Here is a 20,283-nt window from a genome sequence, read left to right as displayed (position 1 = left end):
TTTTCTCCTTTCAATCCTTCTCCATGTCTGTAAGATCAGTGTAGATTCGACCTCCATTTAATGGTGAGGAATACACATGAAAGGTAACAACTGGTGAAAGTGTTGGATTAAACATCATATGGATTGTATCACCGGTCACATGAAAGACATCCCCTTTTGAATAATTCTGTATCCCCTCATATAATGGGTACGATATATTTCCTTTGTGCTTATAAACTACATTTAACAGGTCCCCTTCAACTACAGCTATACACCCGATAGATGTACCGTGGTCATGGACCAATGTTTTTGCCATTGCGGGGAAATAAACAATAATTACTTCAACATCTTCATTTTTATATATGACATTTCTTCCGTATTCAAGGTTCTCAGGCTGCTTTAGAAAGTCGGAAATTTGCTCAATTTTTGGATCTAACTCCTTAACTGCAAAGGCCAAACTTTGATGATTATAGGTTGATAAATTACTAAACTTTTCTTTAACTTGACTTAGAAAAGCCATTTTTCACACCCCTTCCTTCGTTTTTTTATTCCAATGAATTAATTCAAAGTAGAGAAACATGATAAACTTAGTCGACTTTTAATAATAAAATATGAAAAGATTATAAAAACGTACTCTACTTTTATATAAATGGACGTATCACGTATAATTATTTTTTTAAAAAATAATATGGTAAAAAGTCTTTCTATAAGGAGGGCATCCGATTTGAAAATATCTAGTAGAGGAGAATATGCTCTAAGAGCTCTTATCGTATTAGGAAATAACGAAAACAAACTCATTCAGAGTAAAGAAATTGCTACTGAAACTTTAGTTCCTTCACAGTACCTTGAACAAATATTGCTTCAATTGAAAAATCATGGGTATGTAAAAAGCAAACGAGGAATAAATGGTGGATTTACATTGAAAGTACCATCAAATTTAATTGTCATTGGAAAAGTAATACGTGATCTCGAAGGACCGCTTGCACCAATGAGCTGTGTAAGCGTCCATTCTTACGAATACTGCCCCCTCGAGGACAAAGCATGTGTCTTAAAACCCTTGTGGGGTTTAATTCGTGATGTAGTGGCCGACCTATTGGATCATACGACTTTGAAGGATCTTTTGGAAGGGAATATCTATAAAATTAGTAAGTTTTCTAAATAAAGTTTTAAAAATGTTAGATCTATCTTCCTTAAGAAGTTGATAAGCTTTCTGCTTTATGTAGATGAAATATGGTGATGTTCAAATCTTCTCAATTATTAATATAGATATATATCATTAAGGAAAACCTATAGCAGCCAACAAAGCATAGCCACTGAATAAAAAAGAGCATCTGATATTACTCAGAAGATGCCCTTTTTTGACGTATAATTAAATGATATTTGTCTAGTTATTATTGGCACCCCTTCTAAAGCTTTCATTTTTTCATGACAGTTTTTCTTGTTCCTCTTGTTTGTTTTTAAGTTGTTCTCTGAATTTTGTTTGCTCCTCTTTATAGGACAAGTATTCCTTTGCCTGTATTTCGCTTTGCTTTTTTAGTTGGTAGACTTCACTAGTTTTGAAGGTTTTGGCATTGAAGTGAACCGGAGAGAGTTGATTTCCTTGGCGAGTCGCATCTTGGAGTTGTTGCAATAAAGTTTCGACAAAGTATTCGTCACTCTCAGTAATTCGATATTCAGTTGTGAGTTCACGATCTAAATTGCCTACAGCAGTGATCGTGTCTCTTCGTTTACTTTCTGCCCGATCCATATGCTCTAAAAATCGTTCATTTGAATACAGATCTAGTTCAATTAGATCATCAATTCGAGAAAAGATTTTTTGTACTTCACCTTGTTGACTAGTAACCAGTTCCTCTGCAAAATTACCCGCTAATGGCAGTTCATTTTCAAGAAACGGAATATCGATCACAGTCATTCCAGCTAAGTTACGATCTTCTGTTGTCCCTGCGATTCCGTTAAAAAAAGCGATTCGTTTCATAATAAGACGAAGCCATGCATCAATGACATCAATATGGGCTTGAAAAAACCCTTTTATGGCAGCTGCACCCTTCCCTTTAAGGTTGTCATCCAGGTTTACAATATCCAGACATTTCCTTTTTAACTGATCAAGATTCTCCTGAAGCTCTTGATACTGATTGACCCTAGCTTCCACGGAATCGATTAATGTCTTCGCTTCAAAAACTTTCACAGGTACCGACTTCTCCTTCTTCAACTATATTTATAACCATTATTCGATACAGTTTAAGGGTTTAATTATGTATTATTATAAAATGATTCATAGCTTTTTACATGAACACTTCTTCTTAAAAATGGAGATCGGCACAGTACTTTTTTCACTTTTTTCAACATCTCCCAAAAAAACATAAAAACGCTTGTTATTACTAAACTGCACCCTAAATGTTGGACACAAACTTACAATTGCAGGTCCAATCCTTGATAGCTGTTTAAACTAACTTTTTGGGTTCAGTTCATGATAAGTCCAAGCGTTTTCACAGTATAATGTGTCGATCTATTTACTTGCCAATGCATCCCGGTCAGTTGCAGAGGGCGGTTTTTCCAACCAGCCATTTTGAATCATGATTTTCGCTCCCTCTTCAATTTGACCACCTAGTCCTGTTATCAATACTGTATACATTAATGACAAGTCTTTTCTTGCACTAGCAGCTAAAGATATCCCGTAATCAGCCACTGCTGTTGCCATCACTGCATTAATATGAAAGAGCATTAACTTATCTGAAAATGGGGCAACAGTTGAATCTGTCACCGTATCATTCCAAGTCATAGGAACCTTTAAATGGCCTTCTTCTAATTTAGAACCCAAAGATTCTATTTGCTTTCCTGCTTTATCCCTTAATTTAAGTAGCAATTTCGTCACTTCATTTGTTTTGGACACTTGGCTGAATGCGATACATAATGCTTTCCCCATGGAAGCAGTTTCCATGTTCCCGTAGAGATGAGCGATTTCCATTCCTAAAAGCGGGCGTTGATGCCCGATGAGTCCACCTAAAAAATTATTATTATCAACAAATTCAATTTTTTCTGGAGCATTAATAAAGGGAGCTCTTATATACAAGCCTTTGTTTAATAATACACTTGTAACATCATTATCAAGAGCGATCGATTCAAACAATGTACTTTCATAAAATTTTCTTATATCCTCCCTAGCAGCAATTGATAGACCTAAACCATATGCGCTAATCCCTATCCTGCTCATTTGTTTTAGATAATGTACGTAAAAAGTATCATAGAACAAAGCAGGCGCATTCATGTTTAGATCCCTTTCAGTAAACCCTTGAGGAATCGTATAGCCCTCTTTTTTAAATAGTTGTTGGATGTCATTCACATGTTTTTTTGATAGGTTAAGCGACTTTTCGATAATAGGCTTAATATCGGTATCCTGTATATGTATTAAAAAATAACTTAAGACACAAATGGCCATGCTGTCACTCATATATGTGTTCCAAAGGTGTGCTACTTCTGCAGATGTAAGCCTAATACTTTGCTTATCTTCCAATCAAATCACCTCCTAAAATCTGTAAGTATGAAGTAGTCTTCCCTCACCTTCGAATGATTAATACATTTCATCTCGATTTTATAACTTACTTATACACGGAAACGCCAGTGCCAAATAATAACATAGCTTGTCATCAGAAATAAATAAAGACGAACATCTCTATGATGAAGATGTCGTCTACTTTCACATTACATTAAAAAATATGACATTGGGGTAAATCTAATCCCATTTATCGTCTGCTCCTTATCTGACTCAACAAAGCCAAGACGATGATAAATACCTAGTGCATATGGGGAGGAGTTCACTGTCAACTTGCTATTATTTTTCTCTTCTTTACACCTTTCAATCACTTTTTTGACATAAACGCCTTGCGATCCCTTGCCTATGATACTCTTTTTTCACAAACAACAAACAGATATGATTCATTCCTTTTATTGCTATTACACCTATTAACTCATCATTCGTCATACAGCCCCAAAAGTGCAGTTCCTCTTCTTCAACCTTTTCCATCATCGATTTGTATGAAATAAATTTTCCTATATGCTTCAATACCATGTGCTGAATAATACTAATTCCTGAAAAACGGTCCACACTAAATCAAGTGAATATCGAATGTGATGTTTCTCCAACTTTATAATATCGATAACATCCACCTGCCTTATTGCTTGTATATCTTTAAAAAAGTGTGAAAAGCAGTGCGATCCACTGCTTTTATAGATGTGATCATCATAAAATTTGATAGGAGAGGGATTATTTCTTACGTTCAACCACATCGATTGCATCATGTAAAAGAAGAACCACTTTCTCAATTTCTTCTTTTTTTATGATGAGAGGTGGTGCAAGGACAATTGTATCCTGTCCATCAAAGGTGACAGAACGACAAATGAGACCACGCTTTGCCGCTTCATTCACAATGGATGACGATATCGGTATTTGCACTTTTTTCAGGTTCTCATCACTTAGTTCAATCGCAGCCATCAGCCCAAGTCCTCTTACTTTGCTTACCATTTTTTTATTTTCCTGCAACCAATGAAGTCCTTCTACTAATCCCCCCCCTTTCAACTTTGCATTCTCAACAAGGTTTTCTTTTTCAATGAGTTCAATATTTTTCAATGCAACAGCACAGGCCATCGCATGGCCGCTATACGTGTACCCATGCAATAAAGGACCTGTCGAAAGCTTTTTGAAATCATCATGAAGCTCCTTTGATAACATGACTCCTCCTAATTGGGCATAGCCGCTTGTGACCCCTTTTGCAAAACACATCATATCAGGTGTGATCCCGTTATGCTCGATCCCAAACCATTTTCCTGTCCTGCCAAACCCTGTAATTACTTCGTCAGTTATAAATAAAATCCCATACATGTCACAAATGGCCTTCACTTCTTTAAAGTAGTTGGCTTGAGCAATATGGACGCCGCCAGCACCTTGGACAGGCTCTGTGATGAAGGCAGCAATGGTTTCTGGACCCTCAGCTTCAATGAGGTCGCGCAATGCAACAGGATCATGGTGGTCAACATGAAAAAAATCTGGTGCAAGTGAGCTCGTAAAATCACGAAACGGCTTCAAACCTGTCGCACTTGTCGCTCCCATAGAAACACCGTGATAGGATTTTGTTCTTGAAATGATTTTTTTCCGTTCGGGTTCACCCTTTAAAATCCAATAATGACGGGCAAGCTTATACGCTGTATCATTCGCTTCAGATCCGCCTGAAGTAAAAAAGGTAGCACACAGATCACCTGGTGCCAATTCTGCAAGCTTTGCTGAAAGTCGAATGGCAGGTTCATTACTGAATGTCGCAAAACTTGACGTATACGCAAGTTTTGTCATCTGTGCTTTTGCCACTTCACCTAATTCCTCTCTGCCATGGCCAACATTCACATTCCAGAGCGATGACATGCCATCAATGACAATGTTCCCTTTTACATCCTCAAGATAAATTCCTCTTCCTTCTTTGAAAATAAACGCAGGCCCTTCATCCTGCTGCTGTTGAATCGAGGATGTCGGATGAAGGAAATGCTTTTTATCAAGTTCCTCAAGAAGACGAATGTCTTCTGTATGATGTGGCATGTTATCCCTCTTTTCTTTTTTGGTTGGGCGTTAGGAGTAAAAAATTGTGGGTTTTGTTGGTATGTTCACTGATAAAATGAGAACTTCGCTGATATATTTTTTTTTCGCTGATATAACGTGAATTTCGCTGGTATATGACTTTTCTCGCTGATATAATGTGAATTTCGCTGATATATTTTATTTCTCGCTGATATAACGTGAATTTCGCTGATATATGACTTTTCCTGCTTATATAACGTGAATTTCACTGATATATGACTTTCCCGCTGCTTTATTACATCTCGTCAAAATACTTTTATTAACCCGCTTATTCTTCCTCAATCCCACACCAATTCACAATTGTTAAGGCAATGATTTCTGCTGCTTCGAATACTTTGTTTATTTCAATATATTCATTTGGAAAATGGGCTTTTTCAGTTATTCCTGGTCCAAATATGATCGTTGGGGTTGCACCGACATTTGTTAAAAGGCCACCGTCTGTTCCCCATGGGGAAGCTTCGACAACTGGTTCTTCACCGAGAACATTTCGATAGCTTGATGATAATGATGTAACAAACTCATGCTGTTTTTCAATCGCACCTGGAACCCATCTCGCGCCAAACCATTCAAGTATGACTGGCTGTTGTTTAAACCATGGATCAATATCTGCCAGTTTTTCGAGCCAGCTTTTCATTTCATTTTTGGCTTCTTCCATTGTTTCTTCCGGAGATACGCCCATTCGTCCTTCTAATTTGACGAGATCTGCAACAGAAGATGGCCAGTCACCACCTTCGATTTTTCCAATATTGATTGGGATAGGAATGGGGATTTTGCTGTAAAGGGGGTCAGTCATTCGTTCATTTCTGCGTGTTTCCAGCTTACGAATATGATCAACGACAAGCAGCGATTTTTCAATGGCACTAACACCCTCATACCTTGTGCCTCCATGTGCTGAGCGCCCTTTTATGTGAATTCTAAACCACATCGAGCCTTGCTGTTTCGGGAATATTTTCATATTGGTTGGTTCGGGGATAATCGCTGCATCTGCCTTATACCCTCGTAAAATGGCCGCAAGTGTCCCGGCACCGCCACTTTCTTCCTCGACAACACTTTGAAAAAAAACATCACCTTTTAAAGGGATGCCTAAGGCACGTAGCGCGGATAATGCTAATAATAAGGAGACATTTCCGCCTTTCATATCTGTTACACCGCGGCCGTACATTTTCCCATCTATTACTTTTCCACTGAATGGATCATGCTCCCATTGTGCGGGATCACCTTCTGGGACAACATCGATATGTCCATTTAAAATGAGGGAGCGCCCGCCGCCTGTTCCCTTTAAGATACCAACAACATTTGGGCTTCCTTTAAAAGTTGTTCGCGGTGATGCGAAGTATGGATGTTTTTCTAATTCGTTTCCATCTGGTTCCCAACGATCTACCTTTAATCCGATGTTTAAAAGTGTTTTGGCAATTAGCGCCTGTGCCTCTGCTTCATTTCCTTGTGTACTGCCTGCCTGCACTAACTTCTGTAGAAGCTGTATACCTTCTTCACGATTACGAGTGAGCCAATGGTTGATTTGAGCCCCTAGCATACTATTGTTGTCACCCAATCGATGTCCTCCTTTCAAACGTTTGACTTACTGAACTGTCGCTAAATCCTTTGAAATGCGCAGTGGTGCACCTGTTTTTTGAATAACATCAATGGCTGTATATGGTGCCATGACTTCTTTTAAGAGTAATCCTTCTTCTGTCACGGCTATGACAGCCATATCTGTAATGATCATACTTACACACGCTTTTGCGGTTAGTGGCAATGTACAAGTTTTTAAAATTTTCGGCTCTCCCTTTTTGTTACAATGATTCATGACTACAATGACTTTTTTCGCTTTTTTTGCTAACTCCATCGCACCGCCAATACCTGGAACTCTTTTACCCGGTACAATCCAATTGGCTAGGTCACCTGTTTCACTTACTTCTAAGCCGCCAAGAATCGTTATATCTAAAGCTCCTGAACGAATCATGCCAAAAGCAGTTGCACTGTCAAAATAAGAAGCACCAGGGACAATTGTGACAGGAAATCCTCCAGCATTACATAAAGTTGGATCTTCTTCCCCTTTCTCAGGAGATTTCCCAATCCCGAGGACACCATTTTCTGCATGAAACATAACATTGATAGTTGGAGAAAGATGATTCGGTACAAGCGAGGGAATCCCAATCCCTAAATTCACGATCATTCCGTCTTTAATTTCCTGTGCGGCGCGTTTGGCAATTTTGTTACGTACATCTACTCCCATGCCCATTTCCAATCAACCCCTTTACTTTGAATGACAAGATCGACATAAATCCCTGGAGTTACAATCATTTCGGGGTTCAGTTCACCGACTTCAACGATTTCTTCAACTTCTGCTATCGTCAATCGACCTGCCATTGCTACTAACGGATTGGTATTGCGGGCACTCGTTTCAAAAATTAAATTACCGAAATGATCTGCCTTTTTTGCATAAACAATTGAAATATCAGCAGTTAATGCAGTTTCAAGCAAAAAATCCATCCCATTTACGGTTACCTTTTGTTTGCCATCTTCGACCATACTATCAAGCCCAATATCTGTTAAAATACCACCGAGTCCAACCCCGCCGGCACGAATCCGTTCAGCAAGCGTCCCCTGCGGAGAAAATTCAACCTCCATTTTCCCTTCCATCATGAGTTGGCCTGCAAAAGGGTTTGAACCAATATGTGAAACAATGAGTTTTTTTGCCCTTCCTTGACTCACCAATCTGCCAATTCCTATTTCAGGAAATCCAGTGTCATTACCAATCAAGGTTAAATCTTTTACACCTTTATCAAGCATCCCTTTAATAAGTGTTGGCGGATTCCCAATTCCACCGAATCCTCCAAACATAACAGTACTTCCATCTTGTATATGTGCCAGTGCTTCTTCAATGCCGACTACTTTGTTCATTAATTTCTTTGGAGGTGATTGTGTCATATCATTTCCCCTGCCTCTAGCAATTTTCAAATTGAATCTCCAAAATGGTTTCTTCAAAAATATCAACTAGATCATCAATTTCCTGTTTCGTAATGGTGAAAGGAGGCGATATTATGACTGCATCCCCGCTAACCCCTTCATTACCTGCTGATGCAGGATAGATAAGCAACCCTTTATCTCTAGCCTTTTCAATGACTCTACTTGTCACATCTTCTGTAGGCTGAAATGGTCGTTTTGATTTTTTATCTGCCACAAACTCAACACCGATCATCAATCCCAGTCCCCGAACATCTCCAATCATTTTCATGTCCTTTGCCAAATCTTGAAGCTTCTCAATAAGGTACTCTCCTTTTTCTTTCACTTTATCGATTAAATGATGTTTTTCAATATAGTGAAGAACCGCTAAAGCGACTGAAGCAGATTGCGGATTGGCACTATAAGTGTGACCACTCATAATGGATCCACTGCCTTTTACGATTGGCTTCATTACTTTTTCACTAACAAGTGCAGCTGCAATGGCTGTATAGCCTGCGCTCATCCCTTTTCCGAGTGCCATAATATCCGGCTGCACTCCCCAGTGATTCATTCCGAACATTTTGCCTGTTCGGCCAATTCCTGTCATGACTTCATCAGCAATAAATAAAATCTGATGGCGATCACAAATACCCTTAATATGCTGATAATAGCCGGGTGGCGGAACAATGACTCCTCCAGCAGCACCAACGATTGGTTCAGCAATAAAGGCTGCAATATGTTCAGCACCAATTCTTTTAATAGCTGTTTCTAAATCGTTCGCACAAAATAATTGGCATTCAGGATATGTTTGCTGGAATGAACAGCGATAACAGTAGGGTGCGGTAACATTCGGATAATCTTCAAGCAATGGGACAAACCGTTCCCGCCGCTTAACATGCCCAGACATGGATAACGCTCCAAGCGTGATGCCGTGATAACTGATCCACCGCGAGAGAATTTTTTGTTTGCGATCTTTCCCCTGCTCCTGCCAATGCTGAATGGCGATTTTCATCGCAGTTTCCGTCGCCTCAGACCCGCTATTCACAAAAAACGACCAATAATCCTCATCCGCACCGATTAGCTCATTTAATTTCTGAGCCAGCTTTTCTGCCGGCTCTGACGTAAATTGTGAACGATAAACGAAGGATACTTTTTTTACTTGGTCATGCATGGCATTAATAATGTCAGGGACTGCATGACCAATACTTGCTGTGACTGCACCTGAGGAACCATCTATATATTTTTTCCCTGTCTCATCATATAGATAGATCCCTTCACCATGGGTGGCAGTTGGATAAAAATCATTCATCATCGGTTTAATCAATAACGAGCGCTTCACATGACTTCCCCTCCAACTTTTTCACACTAAAGGACAATGATCATAGAGGTTGTGCTGAAAAATTGAGCTATCGGGTTCGCGATTTTATCGACGGTATTCTAATATATCAGCGAATTTTACGTTTTATCAGCGACATTTAATTTATATCAGCGATTTCTGATTTATATCAGCGATCTCCTCGTTTTATCAGAGAATTCTGAATTATATCAGCGATTTCTGATTTATATCAGCGATTTCCTCGTTTTATCAGCGAATTCTGATTTATATTACGATTTTCTTGTTTTATCAGCGAAATTCTAAATATATCAGCGATCTCTACGTTTTATCAGCGGAATCCAAAACATATCCGCGTCCACCGATTTATCAGCATTCTTCCGGTTCCTATTTAAAATAATTCCTCTTTAACAATCTCGGCTGTGCCATAAGTTGATCAAATGATATCGCTTTTCCAATCTTTTTCGTATCGATTAATATAAGCTGGTCTTCTAGTGCTTCGATTGTTGCTTCTGTTTGATACTCCATTTTGCAGGTGGGACATTTCAGACCTGGTGTATCGGTTATTTCAATGGCACGTGTTCCATCTGGAAGTTCCCAATACACGGTGCAAGTGATTTCAATTGCATTTGGATCTTCACACCAATCACATTTCATTTAGTTGCTGCACCTCCTTGAAAGCATGTTAATCCTCTTTCTTTTCCTTCTTTAATTGTGCTTGATATTTTTTCTCCTTCAGCTCATCACGCTTTTCTCTTTTCTCTTTTAAGGATGAGTATGTCGGGCTCTGTTGGAAATTTTGTCTGCGATTATAACGCTCTAGTGAAGCTGGAACGAGATTGAATTTTTCATCATTCATTAAGCCGGTAATTCCAGTTTTTGATGGTTTAAGGTCATGTTTTGGATAGATGCCATGAAAATAATCATCTGCGCGACCCGCAACATAATTCTCTGGTTCTGGATATGTGGTAATCACACCTTCAAAATTACGCAGCACTGTCTTCGTTGGACTTTGAGAAATCACATAGTTTGGCTGTAACGTAATTTTCCCTCCGCCGCCAGGAGCATCAACGACAAATGTAGGAACCGCATAGCCGCTCGTATGACCGCGAAGTCCTTCAATAATTTCAAGACCTTTTGAAATGGGAGCGCGGAAGTGGCCAATTCCTTCAGAAAGGTCACATTGGTAAATGTAATACGGTCTGACGCGGATTTTGACTAAATCATGCATTAATTTTTTCATAATTGGAACACTGTCGTTAATTCCGGCTAGGATCACGGCCTGGTTTCCTACCGGAACACCTGCATCCACAAGCATTTCACAGGCACGTTTTGATTCTTCGGTAATTTCAATCGACGTATTAAAGTGAGTATTTAACCAAACTGGGTGATACTTTTTCAAAATATTGCAGAGGTTTTCAGTAATTCGCTGCGGAAAGACAACTGGAGCCCTTGTTCCGATTCTAATAATTTCAACATGCGGGATTTCACGTAGATTTTTTAATATATATTCAAGAATGGTGTCATTAATGAGTAATCCATCCCCGCCTGAGAGAAGAACATCACGAACCTCAGGTGTGTTACGGATATATTCAATTGCCCCATCTAATTGTTTTTTTGGAACACCCATGCCAATCTGTCCTGAAAACCGGCGCCGTGTGCAATAGCGGCAATACATGGAGCATTGATTTGTGACAAGAAATAATACACGGTCAGGATATCGATGTGTTAACCCTGCAACTGGTGAATCCTCGTCTTCTTCGAGCGGGTCTTCTAAATCATATTTTGTTTTATGGATTTCCTTCCCAATTGGCACTGATTGCATGCGAATTGGACATCTTACATCTGTTGGATTCATTAATGCTGCATAATATGGAGTAATATTTAGCGGGATTGTTTTTGTGGAGATTCTTACACCTTCTTCTTCTTCCGGTGTTAAATCAATGACTTTTTTCAAATCATCAAGTGTACGAATCGTATTTGTTAATTGCCAAATCCAGTCATTCCATTTTTCCTCAGGTACATCCTTCCAAAGTTCAATCTCTTTCCAATGACGTTCTGGTTTATATAAATCATGAATCATGATCATTTCCCCTTTCATTTCCTGTTTGTAAGTAGTTAAGCAAGAAGTATGCCAACTTAATTTAAAAATCCTGACACTTATGTAATAACAAGAAAAGAGGGTTTCTCTTCCCCGAAAAGACCGGGCAAATCGAAGGTCTGCCGAATATTTGGCAACCAATGTAACTTTCATTTGAAAAGCAGATGCCAGAAAGTTGGCATTTACCTCAAGAAAAACTGGCAGCTAATTAAGGAAGCCGTTCTATCGGAGAGTACCGGAAGGATATATAAAAAAGCAGAGCAATCCGGAGAAATGAATTAGCTCTGCTTTAAACGTTTTATGAACGGATAAATCCATTTTTATTATTAAAAAGATAGAATAAATTGAGTTCTTTCTATCCCAGGTTTAAAAAAGTATTTCCAATTAAGATTCATGCCATTACTCAGGTGTACGGATAACTAAAACATCACACTTAGCTGAACGGACGATTGCATCAGTTTTACAGAACCGACTATGAAACGTTCAAGTGTATTTAGCCCCGTAGCACCACATATAATTAAATCAGCTTCAACTGAGTTAGATACCTCTTTCGTAATGATACTTCTTGGAGAACCGTATTCCATTACTACCTTTACTTTATCAATACCTTCAGCCTCAGCTTGTGCCTTGTAACCATTTAAAAGATCCTCTGAGGTCTGCTGTGCATGGTCAACAATTGAACGATCAAAAGCTTCGAATGAACGAGTATCGATGACGTTTACTATGTTTAATAGTGAATCTTTGTTACGTTTTGCAATATCGATTGATTTGCGAAATGCATATTCGGCTTCTTTTGATCCGTCTACAGCTACTATAATACTTTTATAATGATTCATCTCCCATAAACTCCCCTTATAATGATTTGAAAAAGATGCTTAAGTCAAGAATCAGTTGTATTCCTTTAAGCTTCTTTCGGCTTTTTCATGAATAAAGACAATACAAAATTAATTACCGCTAATACTAGTGCGATTGTGAAGACAAATGATGATCCCGCTGCTGCCGCTTGTGGCAATTCATTCCCAGTGGTTGCTAAGTAATTTTCTTGTTTTGATTCTGAAAGCGATACCATTACCGCTATACCAACGGCACCGGCTACTTGTTGAATCGTTTGAGTGATCGCAATTCCATCTGGATAATACTGTTTAGGAAGAGAATTAAGCGTGTTTGTTTGAGTTGAAGCAAGTACCGCCCCTATACCTAACATCATGACAATATGAGTAATTACAACCATCCATAAAGCCGTTTCTGTCCCAAATTGTACATAGATCGCATAACTAATTACTACAAAAATCGTTCCCGGTGTAATAACCGCTTTCGGACCATATTTGTCAAATAAACGACCAATCGTTGGAGCTAATAAACAGTTAAGTAAGCTGCCTGGCAGTAAGATAAGACCTGTTGTAAAGGCAGCAATTACTAAAGCCATTTGCATATACATTGGTAAAATAACAAGCATGGACAACATATTGAAGAACGTGATAAAACTCATAACGACTCCAAGAATGAACATTGGATATTTAAATGCTCTTAAATTCAGCATAGGAGTCTCCATTTTCATTTGACGAACTGAAAAAAGAATGACTGCGATAAGTCCAACAATGATTGATCCAAGAACCGTTGCACTCGTCCAGCCGGCAGTACCAGATACACTAAATCCGTAAACAAGGCCACCGAATCCAATTGTTGAGAGAATAACAGATAAGGCATCAATTGAAACTTTACGTACTTCATTAACATTCGTTAAATAAATAATTCCGAACATCAGAGAAAATAGTAAGAAAGGTGTTGTTAACCAGAAAATATAATGCCATGACATTGTATCTAAAATAAGACCTGCTAATGTTGGACCTAATGCTGGACCAGCTAACATAACTAAGCCCATAATTCCCATAGCGCCGCCGCGTTTATGCGGTGGATAGATCGCAAAAATAACATTTTGCGTTAAAGGTAAGTTAATCGCTAATCCTGCTGCTTGAATAACACGTCCCGCGAGTAGTAATCCAAATGCAGGAGCTGATGCTGCTAAAATGGTGCCTCCAAGGATGAGTATGACCGAAGTCAGAAACATTTGACGCGTTGTGAATTTTTGCATCAAAATACCTGTTACTGGTATTAAAATACCTAAAGTTAAGAAATAACCTGTTGCTAACCATTGGACTGTTGTGGCATCAACATTGAATATTTGACTTAATTGTCCTAAGGCAATATTTAATGCCGTTTCACTAAAGAGTCCGACAAAGCCTGCTACTAATAGAGCAGCCATGATCGGCCCTGTTTTGACTTGTTGATTCATCGCCGCTTGTTGATCATTCGGCATTGCTTTCATTTGTTGATTCATTTATTCATTCTCCTTTAATAAATATGGTAATACATCCGATATCGTTTTTAGTGGAGCACTTGCATTTTGTGTTATGCAAAGCATCATTCCACCTTCGATAAAAGCCGTCATCATGAGCGCAATAGAATAACCCATTTCTTTCGAAAATCCATCCTCTACTAACTTGTTCGAATATATCTCTTGAATTTTCGTGTATAAGCTGGAACAAGCATTTCGGACTGATTCGCTTAGAGACGCCATTTCGCTAACCATGCTGCTAAATGTATATCCCGTAATCGTACCTTCTCGTTCAAAGTCATCAACTAATTTCTCAATCATCGCATGAATGGCTTCTTGAGTTGTTTGAAATTGATTAAAAATATCCTCGATATCCTTCGTAATCGCTTCTTCCATTAACTGAAGGCAAGCGATAAGTAATTCTTCTTTTCCATTTGGAAAATGATGATAGAACGAACCTTTTGTCACATAACATACTTTTAAGATTTCATTTAATCCTACACCCTTATATCCTTTTTGCTGGAAAAGTGTTGTCGCGATTTCGATTATCAGCGATTTTGTATCCATTTCCGTGGCAACCTCCTCAATACCGACCGGTCTGTTTATTACTTTAACAGAATTTTTTTCTATATTTCAAGCTTTATTTATATAAATTTAATATTAATTTTTTGTTAACTAAGCGGAGATTGACATTAAACCTATAAAAAAGAAGCAGCGTGTTTTGAAAAAAACGGCTCAAAAACATGCTTTTTCTCTTTCCATTTGAACATTGTTAATCAATTATTAGAATTCTCTCTGCCCCTTCGATTAGTTAAGTTTGCCTAACACCTTTTCTTATTAACATACAAAAAGCAGTGTGATTTCATATGAAATTACACTGCCTTTATTGTTTTTTATATTCACTTTTTATTAAGGACCCTCGGCTTATGAAGGATCTTTCTTGTGTATGAATTTTATGTGTTTCGTCCTGCATCGGTGGGATGAAGACCTTTTCATCTTCAATTTTAATCGATTTCATTCTATACCAATGGCTTGAAGACCTCTCCTTCTTCATTTTTAATCCGTTTTGTCATTCATAATAAATGCACTCTTTTCATATGATAAATCCTTTACCCACACATTCATGTCCTCTAATTTATCAAAAATATAACAGTTGTTTGTTAGCCTTCCTGTATATTGATAGCCCAGCTGATAAAATGCTGCGTTCATCCCGAAGGATAGGGACCGGGCAATCGAAAATGCACAATATATTCCATTCGTTTTCAATTCATTTTCTAGCTCAATAAGGAGTTTTTTGATTAAGCCATATTTGCGATGTTGGGGTAATGTTGCACAATCCGTTAATTCGGCGTGATGATAAAGGCTGTTTACATCTGCAGAAGCTGCACTAACAAGCTGATTGTTACACTCCACAACATAAAATAACATTCCTTGTTTGATCATTTTGCACACATATTCAGAGTCATTCATAGGTGTAGGGTATACAGTAAACACCTTTCCATAAAGCTGGGCTAGGTTTGTTGCGTCTTGTAATGTTGCTTTTCGTATATGGTACATTGCCGGAGGATCTGATTCTTCCCTTTTCCTCTCTTTGCTGAGGATTGTGTGAAGAAGTTCATCCTCTTTTATCCAGTACTTACTTGATCTTCTGTCAATATCCTTATAGGCTGTCATAATATAGCTGTCCGTACCATTATAAAAACCTTTTATGATCGCTTCTAAGGCAAAACCTTTTGTTAAAAGGACTTGCCAATGTTCTGGGCGAGTGAAGAAGATTACTTTTGTAAATGCATGCTGCTTCGTGATTTGTTCAAGTTCTGTTAAAATCATTGTCATATTTCCCCGGTAATGATCGACGCGAAGACGTTCATTAAAATAATCAAGATAGAGCTGTATGGTGTACTGTGATGTTTGGATGATTTTTGTTTCATAGGCTGGTTTCATATACAAATCTCCTTCCTCTTCCTATGACAACTCGGTTCCTATCACTTGAATATTGTACTTCTTCATTTTATATTGCAGCGTTTGTCTCGGAAGCTTTAATATAGTCGAAGCTTTAAGGATATTGCCATTTGTTTCAGCTAATGCTTGTTGAATGAAATGTCGTTCCGTTTCCTCAACTACTACTCGTAATGGTTTGATCGTTCGCTTATCTTCAATGTCTAGCTTTTCAAAAAAAGCAGGCAAATGTTCCATTTTGATTGTATCACCATCAACCATATTCATTGCATATTCAATCGTATGCTCTAATTCACGTACATTGCCTAACCAGTGATGCTTCTTAAGTTTTTTAATGACATCACTGTCAATTTGAATAACGAGTTTATTAAATTGATAGTTGTATTTTTTAATAAAATGATGAACTAATAGGGGAATATCTTCCTTACGTTCTCTAAGAGGGATGATTTCGATAAAAAACACATTAAGGCGATAAAATAAATCTGTTCGTAATAGCTTTTTTTCCATACAGGTGATTGGATGTTCGTTCATGGCAACAATGACTTTTACATTGACAACATAGGACTCTGTCCCACCTACTCTGCGTATGACTCCATCTTCGAGAACACGGAGCAGTTTTGTTTGGAAGTCTAACGGCATTGTATGAATTTCATCGAGAAACAATGTTCCCCCATGTGCAAGCTCAAATAAACCTGCCCGATCAACAGCCCCTGTAAAGCTTCCTTTTTTCGTTCCAAACAAGATACTTTCTAGTAAGGATTCAGGTAATGACGAACAATTTTGTGCGATAAATGGGCCATTTTTACGTGACGATGCATTGTGTATTGATTGGACAAGCAGCTCCTTCCCAGTCCCTGTCTCACCGTATATCATGACAGGTGAAGAACTTTGAGCCGCTCGTTTTCCAAGAATTTTTACATGTTCCATTTTAGGATGAGTTGTTATGATATCATCCCACTTGTATTTCGCTCCTGAGATGGCCGTTGGTTTTGTTCGTTGGTTATTCACTTTTTCTTGAAGCTCTAAAAGCTTTTGTGATAACTGCTTTACACTCGATAAATCCTTAGCAATCTCAACAGCTCCGACAATTCGATCACCCACCTTGATCGGAAGGGTTGTATTGACTGTATCGATCATGTGTCCTTTACTATTTTTATAGGTTTGTGCCTGTTGGTAGATCGGTTTTCCTGTTTCAATCACTTTTAATAGTGTGCTTGTTTCCTTATCTAAGGACGGAAATACCGTAAGCACATGTTTTCCTAGTACCTCATTGATCTCAACCCCATCATGTTTTGCCGCCACTCCATTGTAAAAGATCGTGATCCCCTCAGAATTGACTGCATGGATCGCCTCTTCAATACTTTCTAAAATTGCTTCAAGCATCTGTTTTGTTTCAAATGATTTTAGAATCAATTACTACACCTCCGTTTATAAACTAGAGGCTTGGGTGTTATCTAAGATTTTCCCTCTATTCTTATTACTATTAAGCTTTTAAATGTACTATTCTCTCTATCTTTTTTCACTTTAAAAATGGATGGATACTAGAAAGACTATACATGTCGATTCTTACCTACTTGATAGATACTGGTGACAAACTATATTAATACAAAAAAATAGCCTTCTCTAATAAGAGAAGACTATTTTGTCTAAAATAAAAAAGCTTACATTTATAACGTATAATTTTAACTAAAAATTATTTAATTGATCAATTACTTCATCTATAGCTTTTAAAATTTTCTTCTTGTCTTGATTCGTCACTTGTTTCTTTGGCAAATGATTGACCTTCTCCTTCAAGTGATCAAGAATTGAAATCGCGCTTTCAGTATATTTCTTCTGAGAATTTGAAAATTCTTTCGCTGCTTGCACGTTTTTTTCTGCTTTTTCTATATGGTTAAGAAGTGAGGTTTCTAGGCCGTGATTTAAGTCTTTAGCCTTAATCAAATTCGCCACATCACTAAGTCTTGTATGTTTAATCGTGAAGGTAATTGTTTTTATTTCAGAGTTATGTGCCTTATCAACAGCACGGAACAATACTGTATGTTCCCCTTCAGTTGTTACTGTAAATGACTCGTTATAGCTTGTCCAATCACCATCATTTAGTTTGTATTCGATTTTCCTTAAACCAATACCATCATCAGTTGCAGATAATGTTACTTGGACTTCTTTCGAATATTCACCATTCTCTTTATCTGGCTCAGATAAAGTATATGTTGATACTGGCGCTGTATAATCTTCAGAAATACGTCCTTCAGTAGAATACGTTATCGTACCTTCCATACTTTTCACAAAATCCACGGTTGCTTGTAAATCTTCTGGTCCCTGAACTGGATTTTCACCAAATTCACCAAGTCGATATTGGTCACTGCTATGTGGATACATGTAATTATTTACTGTTACTGTATATGTCTTATTCGGATCTATTTTTGAACCGTCAGGTAAATACATATCGATTACTTCACCAAAAGATCCTTTCGTACTATCCCAAGTATAGCTAAACCCTGAAATACTAACATCAGGCCCATACTTGCTAAATTGACTATTGATAATCGAACGTAACTCAGTTCCTGTTACTTCAAGTTTCACCAATGTGTTCCCAAACGGCTGGATATTGAATAGTTCATTCCATGTAATATCACCAGCGTTAAGATCATCGCGAATTCCTCCGCCATTCATTAATGCAAAGTCACTATCCATCGCAGCTGCCATACCATCTGCAATTAAGTTTCCAAGCGGATTGTCGCCAATGATACCTTTTTGGGCATATCCGCCAGCTAATTCCGAACCTGCAACACCGATTACTTCGTTTAACTTAGGACCAACTTCTTCTAAATACTTGTTTAATATGGTATTCACCTTTGGATCTGGAGTACTGCCTGTTTGAACGACATCAACAATCTCAGCAGATTTTTTCACGACATCTCCAGACTGACGATCAATTTCCAAGTCAACATCTGCAAATGCTTTCCCATATTCCCATGCTTGGACAATTAATTTATTGTCAACAACAGCGTTAACCTTTACATGATTATGTGCTGCAAAAATGACATCGACTGCATCATTTACTTTTGTTGCAATAGAAGCAATTTCACCTGAAGCAGATTGACCTGCCTGGTTACCTGGTACATGAGCTAAGATAACAATCGCTTCTACACCTTGCTGCTGAAGCTCAGGTACATATTTGTTTATCGCCTCAGCTTCATCCGTAAAACGAATATGTTCATTTCCTTTTGAAATAATCATGTTCGGTGTTTCGATTGTAGCTACCCCAATAAACCCAATTTTTGCACCATCAACTTCTTTAATTGTATAAGGATCAAGCACTAGATCACCTGAATCTTTATACTCAACGTTTGCTGCAACCATTGGAAAGTCTATTCCGTTATAGTTTGGTGTACCATTCACATGATTTCCACCATTAATTAAACGCAGCATTTCGTCAACACCTTCATCAAACTCGTGGTTCCCTACAGTTCCGACATCAAAACCAATTGATTCCATCATTTCAACTGTCGGCTCATCTTGTAATAAAGCTGAAACAGGTGAACTTCCTCCGACCATGTCACCAGCATGTACGATTAAAGTATTCGGATTCGTTGCTTCTCTCTCACGCAAGTAGGCAGCAAGATAATCCATGCGACCATAATTTACGCCACTAACAGTTCCTGTTACATCCACTTTACCGTGAAGATCATTCACTCCTAATAACTGGACACTTAGATTTGCAGTATTCGCTGAAGAACCTTCTATACTAGTAATCTCATTACTGCTAGTTTTAGCAATTTCCTCTGCACTTGTTTCAGATGAAAAATTTAATAGAATACTAGGTACAGCAAATGTAAAAACTAAAGATAACGATAATAACTTATTAGTTATTTTGTTCCCCATTGTTTCTCCTCCTAAATCGTTTTTTACAAAATTTAACTTACAGGAGTTATGTTGAGTAAATGTTACTCCTATGTAAATTAATAAAGAAAAACGTATATTAAACAATAAATGAGTCGAATTTACCA

General features: G+C 38.0%; 18 protein-coding genes and 1 pseudogene. 1 reads left to right on the top strand and 18 read right to left on the bottom strand.

The window, feature by feature from the left end; all coding sequences use genetic code 11:
- Positions 1-10: 10 nt before the first annotated feature.
- Positions 11-499 (bottom strand): cysteine dioxygenase, encoded by a 489-nt coding sequence (locus GMB29_RS08285; RefSeq protein ID WP_136351747.1) that lies wholly within the window; start codon positions 497-499, stop codon positions 11-13.
- A gap of 204 nt (positions 500-703) precedes the next feature.
- Between GMB29_RS08285 and GMB29_RS08280 the strand changes: the two genes are divergently transcribed.
- On the top strand, positions 704-1,141 hold the full coding sequence (locus GMB29_RS08280) for an RrF2 family transcriptional regulator (RefSeq protein ID WP_136351748.1): 438 nt from the start codon (positions 704-706) through the stop codon (positions 1,139-1,141).
- A 261-nt stretch (positions 1,142-1,402) separates the two neighbouring features.
- Here GMB29_RS08280 and GMB29_RS08275 read toward each other — a convergent pair whose 3' ends face one another.
- The 17 genes and pseudogenes from GMB29_RS08275 to GMB29_RS08195 all read right to left on the bottom strand — a co-directional run bounded on the left by GMB29_RS08275 (position 1,403) and on the right by GMB29_RS08195 (position 20,158).
- Positions 1,403-2,164, bottom strand: coding sequence for a T7SS effector LXG polymorphic toxin (locus GMB29_RS08275; RefSeq protein WP_168733761.1), 762 nt, complete (start codon positions 2,162-2,164; stop codon positions 1,403-1,405).
- Between the two features lie 321 nt (positions 2,165-2,485).
- The gene (locus GMB29_RS08270) at positions 2,486-3,490 is read right to left on the bottom strand and encodes a DUF3231 family protein (protein WP_136351750.1); all 1,005 of its coding nucleotides are present in this window, start codon (positions 3,488-3,490) and stop codon (positions 2,486-2,488) included.
- A gap of 188 nt (positions 3,491-3,678) precedes the next feature.
- Positions 3,679-3,840, bottom strand: coding sequence for a GNAT family N-acetyltransferase (locus GMB29_RS27980; protein ID WP_168733762.1), 162 nt, complete (start codon positions 3,838-3,840; stop codon positions 3,679-3,681).
- Positions 3,833-4,045: a GNAT family N-acetyltransferase gene (locus GMB29_RS27975; protein WP_155443853.1), complete on the bottom strand. Its 213-nt coding sequence runs from the start codon at positions 4,043-4,045 to the stop codon at positions 3,833-3,835. The genes GMB29_RS27980 and GMB29_RS27975 overlap by 8 nt, the downstream gene beginning before the upstream one ends.
- A gap of 195 nt (positions 4,046-4,240) precedes the next feature.
- Positions 4,241-5,560, bottom strand: a complete 1,320-nt coding sequence (locus tag GMB29_RS08255) for an aminotransferase family protein (RefSeq protein ID WP_136351752.1) — start codon at positions 5,558-5,560, stop codon at positions 4,241-4,243.
- Between the two features lie 307 nt (positions 5,561-5,867).
- On the bottom strand, positions 5,868-7,133 hold the full coding sequence (locus tag GMB29_RS08250) for a peptidase (protein ID WP_136351863.1): 1,266 nt from the start codon (positions 7,131-7,133) through the stop codon (positions 5,868-5,870).
- A 45-nt stretch (positions 7,134-7,178) separates the two neighbouring features.
- A complete protein-coding gene (locus tag GMB29_RS08245) occupies positions 7,179-7,841 on the bottom strand; it encodes a 3-oxoacid CoA-transferase subunit B (RefSeq protein WP_136351753.1) in 663 nt (220 codons plus the stop codon).
- Entirely contained in the window at positions 7,826-8,530 is a 705-nt protein-coding gene (locus GMB29_RS08240; protein WP_136351754.1) for a CoA transferase subunit A, read from the bottom strand. Before GMB29_RS08240 ends, GMB29_RS08245 begins: the two co-directional genes overlap by 16 nt.
- A 16-nt stretch (positions 8,531-8,546) precedes the next feature.
- Positions 8,547-9,884 carry an aspartate aminotransferase family protein gene (locus tag GMB29_RS08235; protein WP_136351755.1) on the bottom strand — a complete coding sequence of 446 codons (1,338 nt, stop codon included), beginning with the start codon at positions 9,882-9,884 and terminating at the stop codon, positions 8,547-8,549.
- A 381-nt stretch (positions 9,885-10,265) separates the two neighbouring features.
- The gene (locus GMB29_RS08230; protein WP_136351756.1) at positions 10,266-10,535 is read right to left on the bottom strand and encodes a YokU family protein; all 270 of its coding nucleotides are present in this window, start codon (positions 10,533-10,535) and stop codon (positions 10,266-10,268) included.
- Positions 10,536-10,563: 28 nt separating this feature from the next.
- On the bottom strand, positions 10,564-11,961 hold the full coding sequence (kamA, locus tag GMB29_RS08225) for a lysine 2,3-aminomutase (RefSeq protein ID WP_136351757.1): 1,398 nt from the start codon (positions 11,959-11,961) through the stop codon (positions 10,564-10,566).
- Positions 11,962-12,378: 417 nt separating this feature from the next.
- Positions 12,379-12,815: pseudogene (locus GMB29_RS08220) on the bottom strand (universal stress protein).
- A gap of 65 nt (positions 12,816-12,880) precedes the next feature.
- Positions 12,881-14,296 carry a DHA2 family efflux MFS transporter permease subunit gene (locus tag GMB29_RS08215; protein ID WP_168733773.1) on the bottom strand — a complete coding sequence of 472 codons (1,416 nt, stop codon included), beginning with the start codon at positions 14,294-14,296 and terminating at the stop codon, positions 12,881-12,883.
- Positions 14,297-14,317: 21 nt separating this feature from the next.
- Positions 14,318-14,881: a TetR/AcrR family transcriptional regulator gene (locus GMB29_RS08210; RefSeq protein ID WP_136351758.1), complete on the bottom strand. Its 564-nt coding sequence runs from the start codon at positions 14,879-14,881 to the stop codon at positions 14,318-14,320.
- A gap of 489 nt (positions 14,882-15,370) precedes the next feature.
- A complete protein-coding gene (gene ablB, locus GMB29_RS08205) occupies positions 15,371-16,258 on the bottom strand; it encodes a putative beta-lysine N-acetyltransferase (RefSeq protein WP_136351759.1) in 888 nt (295 codons plus the stop codon).
- Positions 16,259-16,279: 21 nt separating this feature from the next.
- Positions 16,280-17,656, bottom strand: a complete 1,377-nt coding sequence (locus GMB29_RS08200) for a sigma-54 interaction domain-containing protein (RefSeq protein ID WP_136351865.1) — start codon at positions 17,654-17,656, stop codon at positions 16,280-16,282.
- 303 nt (positions 17,657-17,959) lie between these two features.
- Positions 17,960-20,158 (bottom strand): 5'-nucleotidase C-terminal domain-containing protein, encoded by a 2,199-nt coding sequence (locus tag GMB29_RS08195; protein ID WP_136351760.1) that lies wholly within the window; start codon positions 20,156-20,158, stop codon positions 17,960-17,962.
- Positions 20,159-20,283 lie beyond the last annotated feature (125 nt).

The sequence above is a fragment of the Metabacillus sediminilitoris genome (genome assembly GCF_009720625.1).
GTDB lineage: Bacteria > Bacillota > Bacilli > Bacillales > Bacillaceae > Metabacillus > Metabacillus sediminilitoris.
This window is presented reverse-complemented; position numbering and strand designations above follow the sequence as displayed.